This window comes from Bradyrhizobium sp. USDA3516, assembly GCF_057651995.1.
Map to the genome: position 1 here is coordinate 82807 of NZ_JBYGYN010000013.1, position 20799 is coordinate 103605.

General features: G+C 57.6%; 13 protein-coding genes and 1 pseudogene. 4 read left to right on the plus strand and 10 right to left on the minus strand.

From position 1 onward, the window contains the following. Positions 1 to 21 precede the first annotated feature (21 nt). From AC24YW_RS32395 to AC24YW_RS32405, 3 genes and pseudogenes are all read left to right on the plus strand, one after another. Positions 22 to 165: a hypothetical protein gene (locus AC24YW_RS32395; RefSeq protein ID WP_487486523.1), complete on the plus strand. Its 144-nt coding sequence runs from the start codon at positions 22 to 24 to the stop codon at positions 163 to 165. A gap of 278 nt (positions 166 to 443) precedes the next feature. Continuing rightward, entirely contained in the window at positions 444 to 1727 is a 1284-nt protein-coding gene (locus AC24YW_RS32400) for a cystathionine gamma-synthase family protein (RefSeq protein ID WP_487486524.1), read from the plus strand. A gap of 217 nt (positions 1728 to 1944) precedes the next feature. Further along, positions 1945 to 2490: pseudogene (locus tag AC24YW_RS32405) on the plus strand (recombinase family protein). A 382-nt stretch (positions 2491 to 2872) separates the two neighbouring features. Here the strand turns inward: AC24YW_RS32405 and AC24YW_RS32410 are convergent. The 10 genes from AC24YW_RS32410 to AC24YW_RS32455 all read right to left on the minus strand — a co-directional run bounded on the left by AC24YW_RS32410 (position 2873) and on the right by AC24YW_RS32455 (position 16920). After that, on the minus strand, positions 2873 to 4108 hold the full coding sequence (locus AC24YW_RS32410) for a cytochrome P450 (protein ID WP_487486525.1): 1236 nt from the start codon (positions 4106 to 4108) through the stop codon (positions 2873 to 2875). Positions 4109 to 5357: 1249 nt separating this feature from the next. After that, a complete protein-coding gene (locus AC24YW_RS32415; protein WP_487486526.1) occupies positions 5358 to 5576 on the minus strand; it encodes a hypothetical protein in 219 nt (72 codons plus the stop codon). 870 nt (positions 5577 to 6446) lie between these two features. Beyond that, the gene (locus tag AC24YW_RS32420; RefSeq protein WP_271596596.1) at positions 6447 to 6647 is read right to left on the minus strand and encodes a hypothetical protein; all 201 of its coding nucleotides are present in this window, start codon (positions 6645 to 6647) and stop codon (positions 6447 to 6449) included. A gap of 241 nt (positions 6648 to 6888) precedes the next feature. Next, positions 6889 to 7770 carry a pantoate--beta-alanine ligase gene (locus tag AC24YW_RS32425; RefSeq protein WP_487486527.1) on the minus strand — a complete coding sequence of 294 codons (882 nt, stop codon included), beginning with the start codon at positions 7768 to 7770 and terminating at the stop codon, positions 6889 to 6891. A 190-nt stretch (positions 7771 to 7960) separates the two neighbouring features. Continuing rightward, positions 7961 to 9607 carry a pentapeptide repeat-containing protein gene (locus AC24YW_RS32430; RefSeq protein WP_487486528.1) on the minus strand — a complete coding sequence of 549 codons (1647 nt, stop codon included), beginning with the start codon at positions 9605 to 9607 and terminating at the stop codon, positions 7961 to 7963. A gap of 706 nt (positions 9608 to 10313) precedes the next feature. Then, positions 10314 to 12035: a dipeptide ABC transporter ATP-binding protein gene (locus tag AC24YW_RS32435; protein WP_487486529.1), complete on the minus strand. Its 1722-nt coding sequence runs from the start codon at positions 12033 to 12035 to the stop codon at positions 10314 to 10316. Continuing rightward, positions 12036 to 12899 (minus strand): ABC transporter permease, encoded by an 864-nt coding sequence (locus AC24YW_RS32440; RefSeq protein WP_487486530.1) that lies wholly within the window; start codon positions 12897 to 12899, stop codon positions 12036 to 12038. Continuing rightward, positions 12896 to 13852, minus strand: a complete 957-nt coding sequence (locus AC24YW_RS32445; RefSeq protein ID WP_487486531.1) for an ABC transporter permease — start codon at positions 13850 to 13852, stop codon at positions 12896 to 12898. The genes AC24YW_RS32440 and AC24YW_RS32445 overlap by 4 nt, the downstream gene beginning before the upstream one ends. A gap of 4 nt (positions 13853 to 13856) precedes the next feature. Next, on the minus strand, positions 13857 to 15545 hold the full coding sequence (locus tag AC24YW_RS32450; RefSeq protein ID WP_487486532.1) for an ABC transporter substrate-binding protein: 1689 nt from the start codon (positions 15543 to 15545) through the stop codon (positions 13857 to 13859). A 34-nt stretch (positions 15546 to 15579) separates the two neighbouring features. After that, on the minus strand, positions 15580 to 16920 hold the full coding sequence (locus tag AC24YW_RS32455; RefSeq protein ID WP_370157573.1) for an NtaA/DmoA family FMN-dependent monooxygenase: 1341 nt from the start codon (positions 16918 to 16920) through the stop codon (positions 15580 to 15582). A 2329-nt stretch (positions 16921 to 19249) separates the two neighbouring features. Here AC24YW_RS32455 and AC24YW_RS32460 point away from each other — a divergent pair. Further along, positions 19250 to 20158, plus strand: a complete 909-nt coding sequence (locus tag AC24YW_RS32460; protein ID WP_271596605.1) for a hypothetical protein — start codon at positions 19250 to 19252, stop codon at positions 20156 to 20158. Positions 20159 to 20799 lie beyond the last annotated feature (641 nt).

Here is a 20799-nt window from a genome sequence, read left to right on the forward strand (position 1 = left end):
GTCCTGGCAAGGGAGTATGGAATGCATCCTTTTGAGGCAGGACAGATCTGCGCGGTCGAGGATGCCAAGCGAGAATTAAGTGCCGAGGTCCGCAAGGAAATTGCCCGCGAGATCAAGGGCGCTCTAACGGATAGGATACTCAATGATTACGGCCTCAGGCTGTGAAGCAGCCTTTGACTGAAGGAGGCTATTAATTCGCATGAGACTTAGCGATGTACATCAGACTGCGGAGCGCCGGCTTAGAGACCGGCGCATTGCTCAGGTGAGCGGCTAGAATTAGTGCAAGTAGCGGTGAGAGTGGAGCTCTCTTCCCCGATGCCGCAACTGCGCGAAAACCGCCGGAATGCAAGGATTCCAAAAGGCCGGGGTCAATTTCGTAACCACCGCCGTTCACCACCGATAGGCGCGCAACGCGCGGTAAGCATCAGAACAGCCAGGCAGCCATGGTAAAACCGTTCCCGTCGAAGACTCACATCGGCAATCATATGCTGCATCCGGAAACCCTGATGCTGACCTATGGCTATGATCCGCAATTGTCGGAGGGCGCCATCAAGCCGCCGGTGTTCCTGACCTCCACCTTTGTGTTCAAGACTGCCGAGGACGGGCAGGATTTCTTCGACTACGTGGCCGGCCGGCGCGAGCCGCCGGAAGGCATGGGCGCGGGCCTGGTCTATTCGCGCTTCAATCATCCCAACAGCGAGATCGTCGAGGACAGGCTCGCGATCTACGAGCGCACGGAGAGTTGCGCGCTGTTCTCGTCCGGCATGGCGGCCATCGCAACCACGATCCTGGCCTTCGTTCGCCCCGGCGATGTCATCCTGCACTCGCAGCCGCTCTATGGCGGGACGGAGACCCTGCTGACGAACACGCTCGCGCGTCTGTCGATCGGCGCCGTCGGCTTTGCCGACGGCATTGACGAGACGGCGGTCAAGCAGGCCTCGGAAGAGGCGACGCGCAAGGGGCGGGTGTCGATGATCCTGATCGAGACGCCGGCGAATCCGACCAACGGCCTCGTCGACATCGCCATGATTCGCCGCCTTGCCGATGCCATCGGCAAGGCGCAGGGACACACGCCGATCATCGCCTGCGACAACACGCTGCTCGGGCCGGTGTTTCAGCGGCCGATCGAGCATGGCGCGGATGTTTCGCTGTATTCGCTGACGAAATATGTCGGCGGCCATTCCGACCTGATCGCGGGCGCCGCGCTCGGATCGAAAGCGATCATGAAGGGCATCAAAGCGCTGCGCGGCGCGATCGGCACCCAGCTCGATCCGCATTCCTGCTGGATGATCAACCGCTCGCTCGAGACGCTCAGCCTGCGGATGGAGAAGGCCGATGCGAATGCGCGGCTCGTGGCGGACTTCCTGCGCGACCACCCGAAGGTCGCCAAGGTGCACTACCTCGGTCATCACGAGCAGGGCTCGCTCTCGGGCCGCGTGTTCGCGCGGCAATGCCTCGGCGCGGGATCGACTTTCTCGTTCGACATCGTCGGCGGCAAGGAGGCGGCGGTGAAATTCCTCAACGCGCTGCAGATTCTCAAGCTGGCGGTGAGCCTTGGCGGCACGGAGTCGCTCGCGAGCCTGCCGGCGACGATGACCCATTCCGGCGTTCCCGCCGACATCCGCCAAAAAATCGGCGTGCTCGATTCCACGATCCGGCTCTCGATCGGCATCGAGAACCCGTCGGACCTGATCGCCGATCTCGCGCAGGCGCTGAACGCGGCTTGAGCGCGGGAATCAACGCGGATTTGACGCGCGGCACGCTGACATGATCGCCGCCCCGACCTCATTGCTCTGCGCGCACGAGAGCTGCCGCACGAGGCAGACGTAATAGCCCTTGCTCGATGCGTTCAGCAGGAAATCGCCAGCAGGCCGTCAATCTCACTCGACCTCGAGCCATTCGGAGACGGCGCGACCCGTGCGCCAGTTACAATGCACAAAAGATATGAACGAAGGTAGCGCCCAAAATCGTCTCGTTGGATACGCCCGTGTCAGCACCACAGGGCAGACCCTCGACGGCCAGCTGGCCCAGTTGAAGGCAGCGGGGTGCGATCCGATTTTCAAGGATACAGCCGGTGGCGCCCACGTCGATCGCAAAGAGCTGCAGCGCATGCTTGCCAAGTTGGAGCCTGGCGACGCGGTGACGGTCACTCGCATCGACCGCTTGGTGCGGTCTCTCTTCGATCTGTTTGCAATTGTTCAGCGCATCAACGATAGCGGCGCCGTGTTCCCCTCTATCGCGGAGCCTTAGGCCGATACAGGCACCAGCACCGGCCGCATGATGCTGGCCGTCATGGCGGGCATGGCGGACGCGGAGCGCGACCTGATCCGCACCCGAACGGCGGAAGGCAGAGCCAGGGCGACCGCCCGAGGCCAGCACATGGGCCGCCCGCCGAAGCTCACGCCGGAACAGAAGCGCGAGGCCTTGGTCCGCCGAGAAGCTGGCGAGGCCCTGGCCGAGATCGGCCGCAGCTACAACGTCAACCGGTGACCACCACGAGGCTCAAACCATGACCGGCTTCGAAATTGCTGGCGCGGTTCTTAAGCCGGTCTACTAAATGTTTCAGATCGTTCGCGGCCTTTTAACCGGCAGGAAGGATGCCGGCGTCCACGGTTCCGGCTATCCAAGTCAACCCGGAGACGCGGCATCGGAGTTGCTGTTCAGGCCTTTTCGGCATCTCAGGCGTTTGCAAGTCGAGACGTGCGCCTGACATGTCGCTTCTCACGGGGACTTCAAGCGTCTGCTCGGTCGATGAGTAGCCTATTGCAAATGCTTCGCGTTGATCGAGCCATCTGCACAGCTTGAACAAGATAGTTCAGATCAATCCACCCCGACCGCGCACCGGCGGCCGGGGACTGGCGCGACCAGGGCCTTACGCTTCAATCCGCACGGGGAGAGCCGAATAGCCGTGCACAAAGTTAGATGCGATTCGCTCGGGTTCGCCGACGATCACGATCTCCAGTCTCGCATCCAAAATCTCTTCCCAGAGGACTCTCAACTGCAGTTCCGCAAGATGTCGACCAAGACAGCGATGGATTCCGAATCCGAACGAGAGGTGCTGCCGTACATTCTTCCGGTCGATCACGAAACTGTTGGCGTTCTCAATGATCTCTTCGTCTCTGTTGCCGGAGATGTACCACATGACGACCTTGTCGCCTTTCCGGATCTGTTTTCCGCCTACGATGCTGTCGACCGCGGCAGTGCGGCGCATATGCGCGATCGGTGTCTGGTATCGGATAATCTCGGACACGGCGCTCGAGACCAGCTTGGGATTGTCGGCTAGTTTTTGCAGTTCGGAGGGGTACTGGCTCATGAACAGGAGGCCACCGGTAATCGAGTTGCGCGTGGTATCATTTCCCCCAACGATCAACAGAATCAGATTCCCGAGAAACTCACTCGGCTTCATATGGCGTGTGGCGGGCGAATGCGCCATCAAGGAAATCAGGTCGAGGCGCGGCTCGGCATTAATGCGCTCGTTCCAAAGCCCTGTGAAATATTCCAGACATTCTGATAAGATTGTGCTTCGCTGGTCCCAGCTGTCGATCGCATGGCCTGCTTTTGGAGTCGTAACAGCTACGTCTGACCAATAGGTCAGTAGTCGCCGATCCTCAAATGGAAAGTCGAAGAGCGTAGCGAGCATTTGCGTCGTCAACTCTATCGAGACCATGTCTACCCAATTGAAGGCTTCATTGCGCGGCAAGCCATCGAGAATCGCCCTGACCCGAGAGCGTATCAAGGTTTCGAGCTTCGTCAGGCTTTCCGGTCCGACGATCGGGCTCACGGTATTGCGCTGCTCGGTGTGCTTGGGAGGCCCCATCTTGATGAAACTCTGGGTCCAGTGCTTATCAGGCACGTCGACAATAGTGACACCTTGCTCTGATGAGAATGCTTTGTGGTTTGTGTCTACCGCTACGATGTCCCGATACTTCGTCACGGACCAATATGGACCATGAGGGCTGTCTTTGCAGTAGTGAACGGGATCGTCTCTTCGCAGCCGGTCAAAGAAACCCCATATGCTGTCGTCTTGAAAGCGCCTGCCTTCGCTTACATCCAACTCGCTCAGCGGGATAATGTCATCTGCTTCATGATCTTCTGATCGCCTGCTCATGATCATCTCCGCAGATTTTGCTCCCGCGAGGTTACAGATCTAGGGTCACGATTCACCGTTTCGAGCTGCCGTGAGCGCTTGGCTGCGACGGGCCGCCCGACCAGACTATCTCAAAGCGCGGCTGGCCTAGCCCTACCATGTCGGGCAGTAAGGATCGCATTGACTTTCCGACCCGATCTACTCAATCAGTGAGAGCTGTCACCACGAGTTGGACGAGGGCTGCGCGGAAGCCAACATCCAATCGAATACACACTCCCAAGCTAGCCAGCCTTTTGCGACCTCTCACTGTCGTTTCGAGCCCAGGGAGACCGATTGAGGCGGCTCGGCGGTCTGCCGCCCATCTGGTGATCTTGGCCGAGGCACCCCAATGCAGCGAAGCTGGAGGCGGCAATCTTTCCATCGCTTGGATAGTAGTTCCCGAATTGGGGTGTCCTGTGGGGTAACCTGAGAAAGAGGGGGGTGCGAGGAGGCTCTGAAATGCGGACGCGAGCAGGTGCAGGTAAGGTCCGCAGGTCTGCAAGTTGAGCGCCGGTGAGGCTTCAAACCTGATGCGGTGTCCGGCCTCTGGAAGGCTCGGACACTGTAAAATGGAGGCTGAAGCCTTGCACCGAAACGCTGCAGAAACCGTTTCGGTCGGGGAACGCGGGAGGCGGGGCAAATCGGAGCAACCGCGCAGGACGGAGCGCCGTCCCGACTAGTCGCCGAAGCCAAACGCCTTCGCGACAAGGTCGAGCAGCAAAACCTGGGGCAGCCCGCCCGAGGCAAATGTGCGAACAGCACGTCAGTGTGAGATCGGCGCTAAAATGCGCCGATACGCTGAGATCTCCCGCCCCATGATCAAGTCGAGACCTTTTCCCGCCTAGATAGATGTGTTAGGTTAATCCTGTCTTTAACAGTGGAGGAAGTGATGAGCCATGACCGGATCGTTACGGCGGCCATCATCGCCATTGGCGCCCTCAACACGGTGCTCGCAGCGATAGCGCTCTTGTCGTTCTGAGCAGCGCAATTTTCTCATGCAACAAGAGGCCATCTCAATTGGCGGCTTCTTTCATTCACACAGCGTATGGCCCGATCGCGTATGCGGAACGCGGTCTCCGTTTGGTCCGCTCCGTGGCGTCAAGCATCATGCAGCCCTATCTTCTTTTCAGTCCGCCGGTTCGAAATCGTGAGTGGGTCAAGCGGTACGGGGTCTAGCGGCTTCGGGGTACCTGTCCACCGCACCCCTTAAGAGAGTAGTTACCATTCACTGTCACCATTTCCATATTCGTTCGCCATTGGCGGCAGCCAATCTGAGAACATCTAATTTTTCGACACGCCCGGTTTGGCGGTCTCTTTCAGGAGAGGCCCAATGTTCAAGGGCTTCACGGCGGCAGTTGCGGCGCTGGTTTTCACAACGCAACTGGATCAATTCCTCACGCACGGTCGGTACACCGACGCGGCGATCGCTATGCTCCGGCACATCAGGCATGCGTTTGGCTTTTGAGAAACCGGAGCGCGTGATGAAAGCATATCATGGGCTGATCTCGATTCGGAGGAGCAACGCGCCATAGCGATATTGGGATCTGGGCTTTGTGTCGAGCTGTGTGACCGCTTGCTCTCTTAAGCTTGAGGCAACTCGGTCTGATCGGAGTCTGCGATTTGAAAGCTGCCGCGCACGAGTTCCGGAGGCGCGTTGTCTTGAGCGAACTCGGGTAACCATCAGGTGATGATCAGATGATCAAAGCGCGGATCTGACATGGCGGTGCGCGACGCCCTCACCGCGCCGATTTTTTGTTCGTCAGGGGGCTAAGGGGCTGGATGGTTTACGATCGGCAACGGAAGGGGCCGGCTCTGGTTGGGATTAGTTGGGGGGCGGTCAATTTGACCAAAGAGCAAGCCGATCGCCTCGAGCGGAGATTGAGGGACGAGCACGAGCGGGACTAGCGTAAGCCCGGTCAGAGCCCTCGACAGCGAGACGGATGAGTGGACATCCTCTTCATCTTGCCGATCAATGCCGAAAAGATAATACCGACGGCGCCCGCCTAGCTTGCTTCTTTATTTGGACAGACTGATCTCGCGAATCGCCGCTGAATAGGCCGCGGAACGCGATGATGTTTGTAGGCTGTACCTCCAGGAAATAGCAGTCACGGGAGTGCCAACCTCCTGTAAAAATTCGTCTTTAGCGCAACTATCGACTATCCGGTCAGCGCCGCTTCGGAGCCGAGTTTATGCTTTAGCGTTGCCGAAGATGCGCCTTGCTTCCGACGTGTCCGCTTTGGGTTGAAACCGGTAAACTCATCCCGAGCAGATGTTTTCCGCTTGGCCCTCGTCAGCCGACATGGCGTTATTGGTTCAAGCCCTAGCTCATTCCCCTTTTACCAACTCGAAAGCTACGAACGTAGTACCCATGTCGCTGAACGGCCGACTTTATCTCGTCGCTGACTTTGAGAACTCTAATTCTGCTCTTGCGCCATTTATTGGATGAGTAAAGTGCGGGTATCGCAGACCCGTTGCTTATGACAAGGAAGTCCCGCCTGTTATTGCGATAGACATCAAACATGTCACCCTCGCGGAAATGTCGAATAGAGCAAATATTTTTGGGAGCGGCCGCGCCAGCTTAGCGCCCTGGGCGCCCGAGCGGGTGGTAGTCTGGGATGCATGCTGGTTAGACTTCGCGGCCAGTGAATGTCGGGGAAATGTTAGCGCGCCAACCGATCAGCTCAGATTTCTTTTTGCATGCTGTTTACATGCCACGCCAGTGTACCAGTTCCGTGAAGGCCATGCGGTGAAAAATGGTCTAGCTACGAGTGCTTAGGCAGGTCGATCCAGAGATCCGGAGCACCATTTAGGAGGGTATCCTGATCTGGAACATAGATACTATCGAAAACCCTCAGGCCATGAGCCGTTGCCGCCCCAATAATGATGAAAGGGAGCTTGACCTGCTCTAGATCTTCGAAGCTGTCAGCGCCGACAATCCGAAGAAAATCGAATTTAAACCGTCGTAACTTTATGTGAGATGCAGCCGACGCTACAAGGTCCTTGACGCTCGACGCTCCTCGGACGATCTCTTCCCTTAAATGGTTGAGCGCCGTGAAGAGGCACGACAGCTCATCAAGCTCAGACCGGCTAAATCGCCTCAAGCGCGACGAAATCGGCACTCCATTCTTGTATCTCACGGTCGGCACAAACCTTATCTCGCAATCGAGAAGGAGGTCTGCAACGGCGCGCTTCACCAGGATCGCCTGACCGATATCTTTCAGGCCGAAGTAGCTGCGAGTTGGCCGCGCATAGCAGATCCAACGGACCGCACCGGTTACGGCTTCCTTCAAGCACGCCTCAGGTCCATCTAAACGCAAATGATAGTCACCTTGCGATACGAACGTTCGATAGCCAGGCGGAAACATTTCGGTGTCGCACGAGGAAATCACGGCAGTCGCTCCCGAACGTAGGGCAAGTCCAATATCATCGTCCAAATTGAAATCGTAGCTCCCACCTGGTCTAAGCTGGATCTTGTTCGGGTACACTGTGACAATCGCGACGTCATTCTCCGAGGCCGCTCTTCTGATCAGTTCTGCATGCCCAAGATGCAGGGCGCCCAGAGTGTGTACCGTGCCAATGGTCTGACCTGTTCTTGCGACCTCCCGGATGAACGCCTTGCCTGCGGAAAGACCTGCCAGATGCATGTTCTTACTCCAGTTTTCTTGAACGCAAAAAGAGTGGAGAAGATGCGCGGCCTGGGCATCCCGTGTGGGCCGCGCACGCAGACGAACTCCAAAGAGCTTCAACGCCCGCTTACAGCTCGAACCACAGCATCAAGCTGATCTAAGCTCATGGGCACTGCAGCTCCCTCTGTTCTTGCGGTTTTCAAAGGAGTCAGGTTGACCCTTCTCGACCACGTCGCATCAACGATGAGAGTTCAGCCAGATAGTTCGATGGCTCGCTCCGCTGATCCCCCTCCAGAGCGACCTGCAGTCCCCGACAACGGTCAGCAAAAAACGGCGGCTCGAAAGTGGTTATCTTAGCGCCTGAAAAGTCGACTTTCACGAAGCTGGCCTGGAATGGCGATATCCCACTCAGATTCGCATCACGCAGGGACGATTGGTTCATGCGAACGTATGCGGCCCGTGTTGCCTCCAGGTTGCTATCGGTCATACCCGCGGCGAGATATGCCTGAACGAGATTGGAGCCTTCGAGATTTGCGTGACCCAATGCCATTGATTGCGGCGGATCACCGGTGATCATCGACCTGTAGAGGTAAGCCTGTGATAGGTCCGCATGTTCGAGATCGCAGTCGCGCACAAAGGCGCAGCGGCCGCGAAAACCGGTGAGTTTGGCGGCTCGCATTGTGCTCTCTGTTATCGAAATGCTCTCACCTGATGCCTGAGATAGGTCCGCTCCGTCCAGCTGACAGGAGTGAATAGATGCACTGTTGAGCACAGCACCGGCGAGGTTCGCGTCGGCCAGGCCTACGGACAGAAGCCGCGCCTCGGTGAGGTCTGCCTGTTCCAGCTCAGCGCTCGCGAGATTTGACAGGTGAAGATCAGCGAATGGGGCGTTCAGGGCTCTCGCCCGAATCCGCCCGCTCACCTTTGAGAGTCTCAGATACGGAAGATGAGCACCTTGCAAGACAAGACCATCGATGGAGGTGGGACGCACGATCGATAAACAGTCTCCCTTTGACTGGAAGAACGAGCAATCCGCCAGATGCGTCTTCGTGATCGTGACTTGGCTCAGCTTAGCAAAGCGAAAGGAAGCGGAAGGAAGGAAGCATTCATTGATAGTTGACCCCTGCAATTCCGCGCCATCGAATACAGCATCACTCGCGTCGCACTGATAAAGGAGGAGCCCGCTGAGCATCGCGTTGTCAAAGCGTGTTCTTTTCATACTGCAACCATGAAACAGGCTGCCGGTTGCATCAATTACATTGCGCAGACTGGCGTCATCGAAGTTGCAGACCTGCGCTGCTATGGCGTGCATATAGGCAAAATCAAGCTTGGCGCCAAGGAAACTTGCGCGCTCTAGCCCCGGACAGATAAGGTTCGCCTCAGAAAGGTCTGCACGATCCAACTTTGCTCCGTACAGCTGCGCGCGATTGAGGGTACAGCGCCGCATCGGGAAATCTGAGAGGTCGTGACCGCTAAAGTTCTCGGAGGATAGCTGCAAACCAATCCCGGTCCTTTTGATCGCCTCCTCGGTTCGCCTGCCGACAGCAGCCACTGCGCGCAGCCTATCAGCAGCTCGGCTCCAGTACCGAACGAACTCGCCATCTGATGAAAGCTCGTTCTTCGGATCTGAGCAATGCTCCGCCCCTTCATTCACGGTGCACTCGCTATCAGCGCCGATCCTATGCGACATGCCGAGGGTTCCGTATTGCCGGATTTTGGAGGTCCTTTTATTGACCTCTTTGTGCTGGGCGTGCACCCACGTTATGCGCTTTGTGGTGAACTCGTCTGCGAATTGGCGACACGATGCGCCGATGAGGCTCCTGTTGCCTGTTCTTCGCAGCCGACGCTTGAACACGTCAGCCGCATCCTAGTCATGCGTCCCCACCGCTACTCGGCGCGATTGTTCACCAAGCCCCGCCAACCTCGACAACGATCTGTCCGTTGACAGTGCCGATATATCTGACAGTGCGGATTATTTCGTCAGCTCTGGGAAACTCCACATCACTCTCCATCAAACCGAATGCGCAAAATTCTAGGTCTTCTTTTTCAGAATGGACCCGCGGCTTGCGGGCGGAAAGTGATCCTTCATCAACGGCTGCACTCAACCCGCCATCACCTTATCGGTAGCAACGACCGTGCCAGCCTCGTCAGTCGAAATTAGCGAACTGAATAGGGCGTCATGAATTCAAAATTGACGCCGAATGTTTCGAATCTGACAAACACGGTCTTTGTCGGGAACCGCACCGTGGCTAGGCTATCGCGAAAGCGAAGATTCCGAGCTCCGTTTGCAGGAGAGCAAGAGCCGCACTCCTTGCGGGCAGGCAATTGATGGCTTGCAACTCCACAGGTGCGGGTCGTCGGCCTCTTGCTTAGCCTATATTCGAACTCGGCCGGGCCTGCTTCGCGCGCCGGCCGGTCCCCTGTTTTAACCCGTGATCCACAGATTGTCCTTTCCGAGCAATGAGCAAGGGCGCAATCGCGACCAAATCGCGGGCAAACGCGGCTGCCCCCGCGATCGGCGACAGACAATTTTGGAGAAAGGAAGTCGAATTCGAAGGCATTCACGCGATGCCTTCTTCGAGGATCGTAGCTGAATGACCACTCCGTCCAACACGCACAAGGCGCGGCATGGCCGCGATAAGGCTCTTGGTATAATCAGACTGTGGATTACGAAAAATCTCTTCAGTGGTGCCACTATCGACGATTCTCCCCCGGCGCATAACTATGACGCGGTCGCTGATATGACGAACAACACTGAGATCATGCGAGATGAAGAGATAACTTACGCCGAGGCGGTCCTTCAGATCGCCGAGCAGGTCCAAGACCTGCGCCTGGATTGAGACATCGAGCGCCGAAACGGGTTCATCGCAGACGATAACGGCAGGATTTGATGCAATCGCGCGGGCTATCGCAACGCGCTGGCGCTGGCCGCCCGAGAGATCGAGCGGCCGTCGGTCCAGCAAGGCCTCGGATAGTCCGACCATATCGAGCAGCTCAATAACGCGCTCCTGCCGCTGCCGTTTCTCGACGTCGCCCGAAAGACTATCGGATATGATGCGTCCGGCCGTCCATCGTGGATCAAACGAGCCAAGAGGATCTTGGTAGATGATCGATATTGCCCGCCGCCGAGCCCGCCGTTCGCGTTCCGCGAGCGTGCTCCAAGGCCGGCCTGCAAACTGAACGACTCCATCGTCAGGGTTATCCAGTGCCATGACCATGCGCGCCATCGTCGATTTTCCTGATCCGGACTCACCGACGATGCCCAAAGTCTCTCCGAATCGCAGTTCGAAGGAGACGCCGTCCACAGCCGCCCGTGAAGTGCCATCCGGGCCCTCAAAGCGCTTAACCAGACCTGTCGCTTCGAGCAGGATGGAACGAGCTGGCGGCAACGATTGCACGGGCGGCTGTGTTTGCCGGCCAGGCAAGCGCAGAATAGTCGATGGTGAGAGACGTGAGCGGCGCGGCCGGCCTGATGGCACAGCGTCCAGCAGCTGACGAGTATAGGGGTGTCGCGGATCTTTGAATATCTGGACGGCGGGGCCACGTTCGACGACCTCGCCTCCTCGCATGACGAGGATCTCATCCGCCACGCGGGAGACCACTGCCAGATCGTGACTGATCAGGATCAGCGCCTTGCCCCTGGCTTTGGTTTCCTGGAGGAGTGCCAGCACATGAGCCTGCGCCATCACGTCGAGCGCGGTAGTCGGCTCGTCGGCGATGAGGACGCGTGGATCGAGTGCAAGAGCCGCCGCGATGAGAGCTCGCTGACGCTGACCGCCGGATAATTGATGCGGCAGCTGCTCGGCCTTCGTCTCCGGCTCAGGGACACCGACGAGCTTAAGGAGAGCAATGACCCGCTGCGCGAGCTCCTCGTGGGATGATACCGCATTGTGGAGGAGTAAGCCTTCACCAACCTCTTTGCCGATCGGCCGAAGTGGATCAAACGAGACGAGTGCATCCTGTAATACGAAGCCAATCTTGTTGCCGCGGATGCGCCGCCAAGCGCGATCATTAAGGCCGATCAGGTCCGTCCCCTCGAAGCTCAGCTGGCGTGCATGAACATTGGCGTGGCGACCGGCAAGGCCTATGAGAGCCCGCGCACTTACGCTCTTGCCCGAGCCGGATTCACCGACAATCGCAAGACATTGTCCCGGCCGCAGGGAGAAGGATATACTGCGCACAGCCGCTTTCTGGGCGATGCCGCGCCCGAAAGAAACACGCAGCGAATCGGCTGTGAGGAGGTCTGCCTGCTGCAAGAGAGGCTGGGGGCCGCCCTGGGACATTCACGTTTTTCCTTCCAGACGGTCCTGTAGATGGCGCCCGACAATGGTGACGCTGAGAGCAAACGCCGTCACCGCCAAACCGGGTATGATCTCCAGCCACCAGGCGTAGATCACATAGTTGCGCCCGGCATTGAGCAGCGCGCCCCATTCAGGGGCCGGGGGAGCGACGCCCAGGCCTAGAAAAGCAAGACCCGAGGCCCATATAATCGCCTGGCCTACGCCGATCGTCATCATTGCCGTCAGCGGGCTCATGGCGTTCGGAAGAATATGCCTCCAGACAATACGGGGAAATGGATGACCCAGCACCTTGGCCGCCTCCACATACCCAGTCCCTTTGATGGCAAGCATTTGGCCCCTGATCATGCGCGCATAGCCTGGCGCTGTGCCGATTCCGACAGCTATGACCTCAGTCACTACCGACGGGCCAAAAACGGTCACGAACACAAGGGCGAGCAAGAGCGTGGGAATCGCGAAGAGCACGTCGACAATCCGGCTAAGAATGCTGTCGACTACGCCACCAGAAAGCGCTGCGGCGACGCCGAAAACGATGGCAATGGACATGCTCAGCGCCGTTGCGCCAAGTCCGATGGCGAGGGATTGGCCCGTTCCCTCGACTATTCGAGAGTAAAGATCTCGCCCCAATTGATCAGTTCCCAACCAATGAATGATCGACGGAGACTGCAATGACGATCTCAAATCAATAGCGAGCGGATCGTGCGTCTGCAGTACCTTTGGGGCCACAGCCGCGAAGGCAAAGAGGCCAATTATGATAAGAGAGACGGTAACCCGGAAGGGAACATGGCGCGTGATTGCCAGGACTTCTTTGAGCGAACGAGATATGGTGGCTTCGGCGAACATGCTCATGTCAGCTTGATCCTCGGATCGACCAGCCGGTAAGTCAGATCGACGATCAAATTGGCAAGAACGAATACGCCCGCAGAGATCAAAACAGCTCCCGAGACAATCGGAACGTCTCTCGAGGACGTTGCAGCGACGAGGACTCCACCTAGGCCTTGACGGGCGAAAACCACCTCGATCAAAATCGCGCCCGAAAGGAGTTTGCCGAGCGCCCAGCCTGACAAGGTAATCCCGGGCAATGCGGCGTGGCGGAGGACATGGCGAAGCCTGACGCCAAAATCACTCATACCTCTGGCCCGCGCGGACGTGACGAATGGCTGCTCGAGCACGCGCGTGAACTCGTTCTGAACGACTTGTCCGAAAAAGCCCGAGAGTTCAAGAGCCAACGCAAGTGTCGGCAGAATGAGCCCGACCGGAGAATTTCCACCGATGACCGGAAGAATGCGCAGCTTTACCGCAAAAACAACCAGCAAAATTGTGGCCAGCCAGTAAGGCGGCACTGTTGCCAAAAAGACTTGCGTGTCATTGAGCAGCTTCGACCATATGTTGTCTCTGCCGGCGATGAACAAGGTTGTCAGGATGGCGATAATCCATGCGATCAGCAGCCCGGCGACCGCCAGAATAATCGTAGGCCCAATCTGCTCCGTGATGATCCCTGCGACAGGCCGATGCTGCTGGTAGGATTCACCAAGATCTCCATGTAGGATTCCCAGTATGTATTTTCCGTATTGAACCACGAGAGGTTGATCAAAGCCGTATTTCGCATTGATCGCCGCGAGTTCTGCCGAGGATGCCGGTCCGACGTTGCCACTTGTCACATTAATGATGATCTGGGCGCGATCGCCAGGCAGCACACACTGAATTAAGAACGCAAACGTTGCGGCAGCCCACACCACCACCACGCCGGACAATATCCGGCGCGTGAACCAACCAATGGGATGATGGGTTGCTATCTTCATGGCATCATTTCTTGTCATCAAAATGCGCATCATAGAAGACAGGTTCGCCAACTGACCCACGGTCCAGCCAAACGTCTTTCAGGGTCGGCTTGGTCGCCAAAGTTACGTCCAGCACAGTAAGGCCAATAACGGGCGCCTCATCCACGATCTTCCGTTCCGCCTGCTGATAAAGGGCGGTACGTTCAGCTCCATTGAAATTCTGTTCCGCCCTTTGAATGATGTCCCAAAGCATCAAATCCTGGTAGCGTGAGGGATTGAAGCGATTGGGCTCGCCATTCTGATCGGGCTTCCACGAGATCCGGAATATCTCAGCGCCGGGGGCAACCCAATAGAGGAGAACGACCTCATAATCATCGGGTCCGAGGTTTTTCCCGGCGAAGAAGTCAGCCGGATTGGTGGGTTGAAGACGTACGTCAAAACCGGCCGCCTTCGCCTGCTGCTGGACAACTTGCAAGGCTTGCTCGCCATCCGGCTTCAGAAAGGCGTACGAATAGGAAATGCGCACGATCAGCGGACGACCGTTCTTGACGCGAATGCCGTTAGGATTTCTCTCAGTCCAACCAGCCTGATCAAGCAGCTGATTGGCTTTGCGAATATCGTACCCATAGGACTGCCCGAGTTCAGGCAGGTATTCCGGCGAGCTCTGACTTAGCGCACCGTTGCCTTCGAACGGTAAAGAGCCGAGGAAGGATGTGCCGACCGCGGCCTTTCGGTCAGTAGAATAGGCAAAGGCCTTGCGGACGAGCACGTCGTCAAATGGGGGCCGGGCCGTATACAAAGCGAGGCGCAGAGGGGTGCCCCCGGTCAGGTGCCGCAATACTGGAAAGCGGGAGTTGGCGTCCTTCCATGCGACAGCCGGAATGTCGTATATGGCATCGGTCTCGCCCGCGATCAGCGAACCGTATCGGACAGTCTGATCTGGCAGAAACTTCCAACTAATCCCGTCAACGTAAGCCGGCCCTTGATGTTTTGCGGTGGCCGGCGCCGAATTGTAGTCGGGATTGCGGCGGAAGGTGACTTCTCGCCCATGGTGCCACTTGTCGACAATGAATGGACCTGAACCGACGGGGTTCTCGCAATTGACCGCAAGTCCACGTTTGAGTGCCGATGGCGAGAGAATGCCTTGTGAGGATTGGGCGAAGACGTTCAGCAAGGGCTGGAACGGCACCTTCAATTTTACTTCCAATCTCAGAGGAGCAATCGCCCTTGCCGATTCGAAGCTCTCGCCGAGATAGGGAGCAGCAGTCGGATTGCGAAGATCGGGGTTATTGCTGAGCCATCCGTTGATATTGTCAGCGATGGCGTGCGCATCGAGGGCGGTCCCGTCAGTGAACTTTACATTCGGCTTTATCTCGAATGTGTACACCTTTTTGTCGTCGGAGATGGTCCAAGACTCGGCCAGCCATGGCAAGATCTTGCCGTCCTCGTTGCGCGCAACCAGATTGTCGCTGTACTGGCGTTGCAGATACCATTGCTGCACCCATCCTCCGAACAGGCAGGCAGGCTCTTGAAAATGCCCGTAACGAATAACGCCTCCTCGCTTGACGCTGCCGGCAAAGCCTTCCTGCGCATGAACGCTGGGTGCCAATTGGGACAGGCCCAAGAGCATGACAAGGGTAGCCGCTACTGTTCTTGCTTGACGGTTGGACTTGCCAGTGAAGCGCCCCGCTGACCGCGCATTGGCTAAATGCATATCCAGGCTCCAGAGATTTGGTGTTGAGGAAGCGTCAGAGCGGTGAGCTCGCTGTGGCTCGTGCCGGCTCGAACGGAGTAGAGATGCCGAAATGCTCTCGCAGTGTCTGTCCCAGATATTCTTTGCGAAACAGCCCGCGCTTCTGCAGGATGGGAACCACATTGTCGACAAACGCTGAAGTGCCATCGGTGAGAACATCCGGAATGATGTTGAAACCATCGACCGCGCCGGCGCGGAACCATGCCTCAATCGACTCCGCGATCTGCTCGGGTGTACCCACAAGCAAGCGGTGGCCAAAAGCTTGAACGCTGCTGATGATCTCGCGAACCGTCCGACCTTGACGCGCCAGAGCTTCAATCGTGCGATGGTGACCGACAGAAAACGGAACATGATCTGCATCAGGCAGAACCTCCTCCGGGATTGGCCTTTCCAGGCTGAGCTTCTCGACCGCCACACCCATGCTTCTTGCAAGGGCGCCAGTGGCGCGCTCCAGATCGAGCAGCCCATCAAGCTTTTCTTTGCGACGAGCCGCTTCTTTCTCGGTGCCCCCGATACAGGTGACAAGGCCCGGCAGGATGAGCGGACCCGCAGGGCGGCCGAATTGCCGAGAGAGCGCACGCAGGCGCTCTGCCTCCCGCAGAGCCGTCGTCAAGTCCCCGGCGGCCGCAAACACGACATCTGCACTGCGGGCACCAAGCCGTAGTCCGGGATCCGAACCGCCCGCCTGAACGATGACTGGGTGACCTTGGGGCGAAGCGGGATGCGTCAGTGGGCCTCGGATGCCGAAACTATTGGTATCGGGATCGAGCAGGCGGAATTGACTCTGATCTGCGTAAACTCCCGCAGCCTGATCGGCGATGACCACCTCGCCGCTCCAGCTCAGCCAGAGAGCACGGACCGTTTCAACGAAGTCCTCGGCCCGTCTGTAGCGATCCGCTCGCCCGACTTCTCGACCGCCAAAGTTTGCTACCGTCGCCGGGCTCGACGTCGTGACTGCGTTCCAGGCAACGCGGCCACGGCTGATGACATCCAGCGACTGGAATCGCCGAGCGAGATTGTATGGCTCATTGTAGGTCGTCGACGCTGTCGCGATCAAGCCAATCCGCTGCGTTTCGCGTGCAATCACCGCAAGAACGAGGGTAGGTTCGAGCCCATTCAGCGGTGGCTGGTGCGTAATGTCGAAACTTATCGCGGGAGTATCGGCGAGGAATACAGCATCCAGCAGACCACGCTCCGCAACCTTCGCAGCCCGGACGTAGTGCTCGATATCGAAAAAGGCGCTTGGATTTGTACCTGGCCAGCGCCACGCGGCGGAATGGCCACCAGCGCCATGAAGATTTAGGCCGAGATGAAGCATGGAGTTAACCGAAGACATCACAACCCCTAATGCGGCGGCCTCTGAGCCACTTGGTGGGCCTTGAGGACAAGTCAATGTCAGCGACCACCCTGCCCTTTCGCGCAAGCTCACGCTGAATGTGCGCCGGGCAGCCGATTAGAGGCAGGGATAACAAACCGTCGGCTGATGTTAGAGAACTATCACCGAAGAGGAATTCGGCTGCGTGCTGTGATGTTCTGCGCGCGGGCGCAGCCCGCAAGAGCTTCGACCACGGCGGTTGCCGATTGACGCCGTCGTGACAGCCAGTTCCAGCGGCTAGTTGATCCCACACGAGTACACTCACATCGGCGCTCCAGAATTCATCAACGAGCCAGCTCCTTCTCAGCAAGGTGTTCTGATGCCCATTCGCGATCGGAACGTTTGGACTCGCGATCGGGCGAGCAAGGATCGACCAGAGGATCTTTAGAGGTCGAGACCATACAAACGCAATAGTTGAGTATTTCAATCTACTATCGTCTGTTGGCATCCCCTTCTATTGCGACGTCTATCTGTTCATCGCTTAGCCCAAATGGTCTCGGATCACGCTCCTCGAACATGCGCTGCGTGATTGCAGCGACTTTAATTGGCAGCGCCGGCTCAAAGCGAGGGACATGAATTGATGCGCTCGAGAACACACCACAGATTTCGTGAGACATCGTTGATCAACCGCATACCGCCCCGTTGCAAAGCGACATCCGATCAATAAGGCCGCGCCAAGCCAACCATCCAATAATGCGATGAAACATTCTAGATTATAGATGCCTCGTTAAGGCAATGCTTGGGCGCTGAGCTTTGTTCTGCACCACCGTGGCGCCTGCTGCATTCGAAGAGCCTCCGGATCTTCGCTTGATTGTCCTGCAGGCGCTGCATGTTCTCGCTTTTTCTATCGGCATGATGACCGACCGCGACGCGACTTTGCAGGAATGCCCGTCCTCGAGGCCTCCCTCATGAGAGCGCCGCGATATGTGCACGGGACTCAGTTACTTTTGAAGACAAACGCCTTGGAGCGTAAAACATCGGGAGCATCACCGTTCACGAAATCACTCAGTTGGGTATCGAATGCGTCACTTACCGGCAGATGGGGTCGGGCGCGCCTTCGTGATGAATCGCAGGCTATCAGCTTCATCAATGCCATTTCGAACCGTCTGGCTCGCCTCGAGGTCCGCGGCCACCTCCAGCGAGAAAGATCACGGACGACACGCTGCGCGCGAGCATGGTGGACGAACGCAGGCCCGGCGTTCTGACCTAAGTCATCGCCGTCCCGCCATTAGCAACAGAAATGAAACCCCGCGAGCGCCAAGAGCCGCTTCCTTCGGCTATCCGGGCTGGTCGCTTTGGATCGACCCAGGAAGACTTATGATTGCCCTAGGACTTTTTGTTCAGCTGCGCCTGCCGGCCACACCAAAGGCTTGCGCGGGCGATATGCTTGTAAGGCGCGACCGACGTTGTGGTGCATTGTGTGGCGCATCGGCTGCAAGCGTCAACGCCCCGTTTTTCTTTTTCCGAACCGAGGCACCCGTGTGCCAGTTCTTGCCGCCGCGGATTCTATGCACCCGAATCGTTTGTGGCCCGGCCAAGCTCTGGTTGGCAGTTCAACGTTTCGCGCCCGCACAGCGTTTTAATGTTGTCAGTTAAGCCATTCCCCAGTGTTGCGGATGCGTGAATCGCAATCGCACGCCCGGCTCTTGTTTACGGCCAGCGGCCGGCGCACCCACGCGAGGTCTCGTTTCAGCAGTCCCGACAGAGGAATGAGCTTCACGCCACCCCGGCCCGGACACGAGCCCGACGTCTGCAGCCAGGCTCAGCTGTTCGGATCACAGCTAGCATCTTGACGAGCACTTAAAGAAGATCCACTCGGAGCCGATGCAAGCTGGCCCAGGCATACTTCTCCACGCCGCTCAAGCTCACCGATAGCGGCGCTTCGGCCGCGCTGCTTTTCCCCGGACCTTCACACGGCGCTGGCGTGGCGGATAGCGACGATGGCCCTATCTCCCAAACTCTGCTCTGCAATGAACAACAGGCTCGCGGGGTAGCCGGAAAGGAGACCGCGTTTTCTTCAAGCAATGAGTCTGGTCAGCTGTTCGACAGCTAAGCCTTCTAGCATGGCAGCATCTTTATCCGGACAGCAGGCCGACTTGATGGCCCACACTCTGGAACAGAAGAATGACTAGGATCGGCGGTCACTCCGACCCATACGCCCTCAACACACCGATCGGTTCGAGAACCGGAGCCGGTGCGTCTTATCGACATTGCCGGCATCTCGGTTTCTGATCCTTATCGGATCAACTTCGTACGAATGTATTGACAAGGCTAGCAAAGGGAGACCGACATGGACCCATTTGAGGACGTCAACCGATCCGAGGCTCGGATGGATCACCTCGAGCCGCAACAGGAAGAGACAGCGCAAGCAGACTTTGAGCAGCGGCTTAGAGAGTCTCAGCCAATCCTCGCAGCATTGGCTTCACCCGGGGCTGGATCGAGCCGGACGGTAACAGACGGTAACAAGAGAGCGCAAGCTATCCTGGAGAATGAACGGTGCACGGCTGCATCCTTTGTCGGAACGCGCGCTCAACTTGCCGCAACGCTGACGTGCGCTAACATTGCGGAACTCAGAAGAGAAATCGAAATCGCTGCGCAAAGATCAGCAAAATGGTCACGAGCGAGTGGATCGTTGGTCGACCGCGTCGATAGTGGCCGCGTTTACGACGACGTGGTGGGATCGTCATACGTGGAGCTGGAGCGCTTTCAAAACCACGCCAGCCATTGCAAGCCACATGCGTTGGACCGTCAAAGCGCGATGGCCCATTTGCGTTCCATGGCGGCTTTGCGTTACGAAGCCGCCCCCTGGAATATCTGGGGAGGCCAACGACTTGATCTGGGTCGCACAGCGGCAGAGCACATGAGGGGAGGTACCAGTTCTTCGCCTTTTGTGTCACTGTCCGAGGAGGCCTCACAACTGCTCCTTTCGCCGGACGATGACAACGAGTATGGCGCCAAAGCAATCGCCGAAAACGCGAATGAGTTGCACACCTACACGGTCCCGAGAGTCACAACATGGACGGCGGAAGACATCGTCAGTATTCTCGAGGACGGGACTGAGAATGACGAACCCGCTCTGGCTTGGGTGAGCGATACCCCAACCGAGGAGCGTGAGGTACTATTTCTGGGCGGGAACCTGGATGACTATCGGACCGCTAGCGCATCTAATCCATACAAAACGTCAGGAACAAACGACTGAGTGGTACAGGCCTCGGAAAGGGTGACTTGCCTTTTCCGACGCTCGGAAGAATCAAACAGTAGCGTTTCACGCTACCAATAATACTCCGGCCCAACTGGCCAGCGCGGGGGACTGGCCGAGTACCGCGCTTGGAAACATGAGAGTTTCAGCCCGAACCTGTATCGTCTCTAAAGTTCGCCGCACTTATCCGCGGGTTGGAACGCCCTTGCCGATCATTGTTCAATCTACTTTCCGCCTGGCCAGGTCGAGGTTTTGCGAAGCTAACTGAGTCGCGACAGAACGAGGTAACCATGCCCGCCGACCGCAGCATGGATCGATACAACGCGATCAGCCCAACCGATGGCCGCGCTCAGCTCTTCCGTTGGCGCGCAATTTGCCTGAACGAGGTGCTCGTCGGCACCTCGAGCAGTTGCCCAAGCTGCCGAAACCACGGATCGTTTGCTCAGAGAGCTTCGATCTGCGCGCGAACGCAGTTTACGAATGAGCAAACCCATAGCGGCCAGCTCAAATGATCTTAAGCGGGATGGTTCAATCAACTTGTGGCTGCATTCGGCAGCACCGAGATTTCAAGGTGAAAGGACCCCCAAAGAGGCGGATGAAGGATACGAGCGCATCCTGGGCGGCCTAGGTCGAGTGTCATC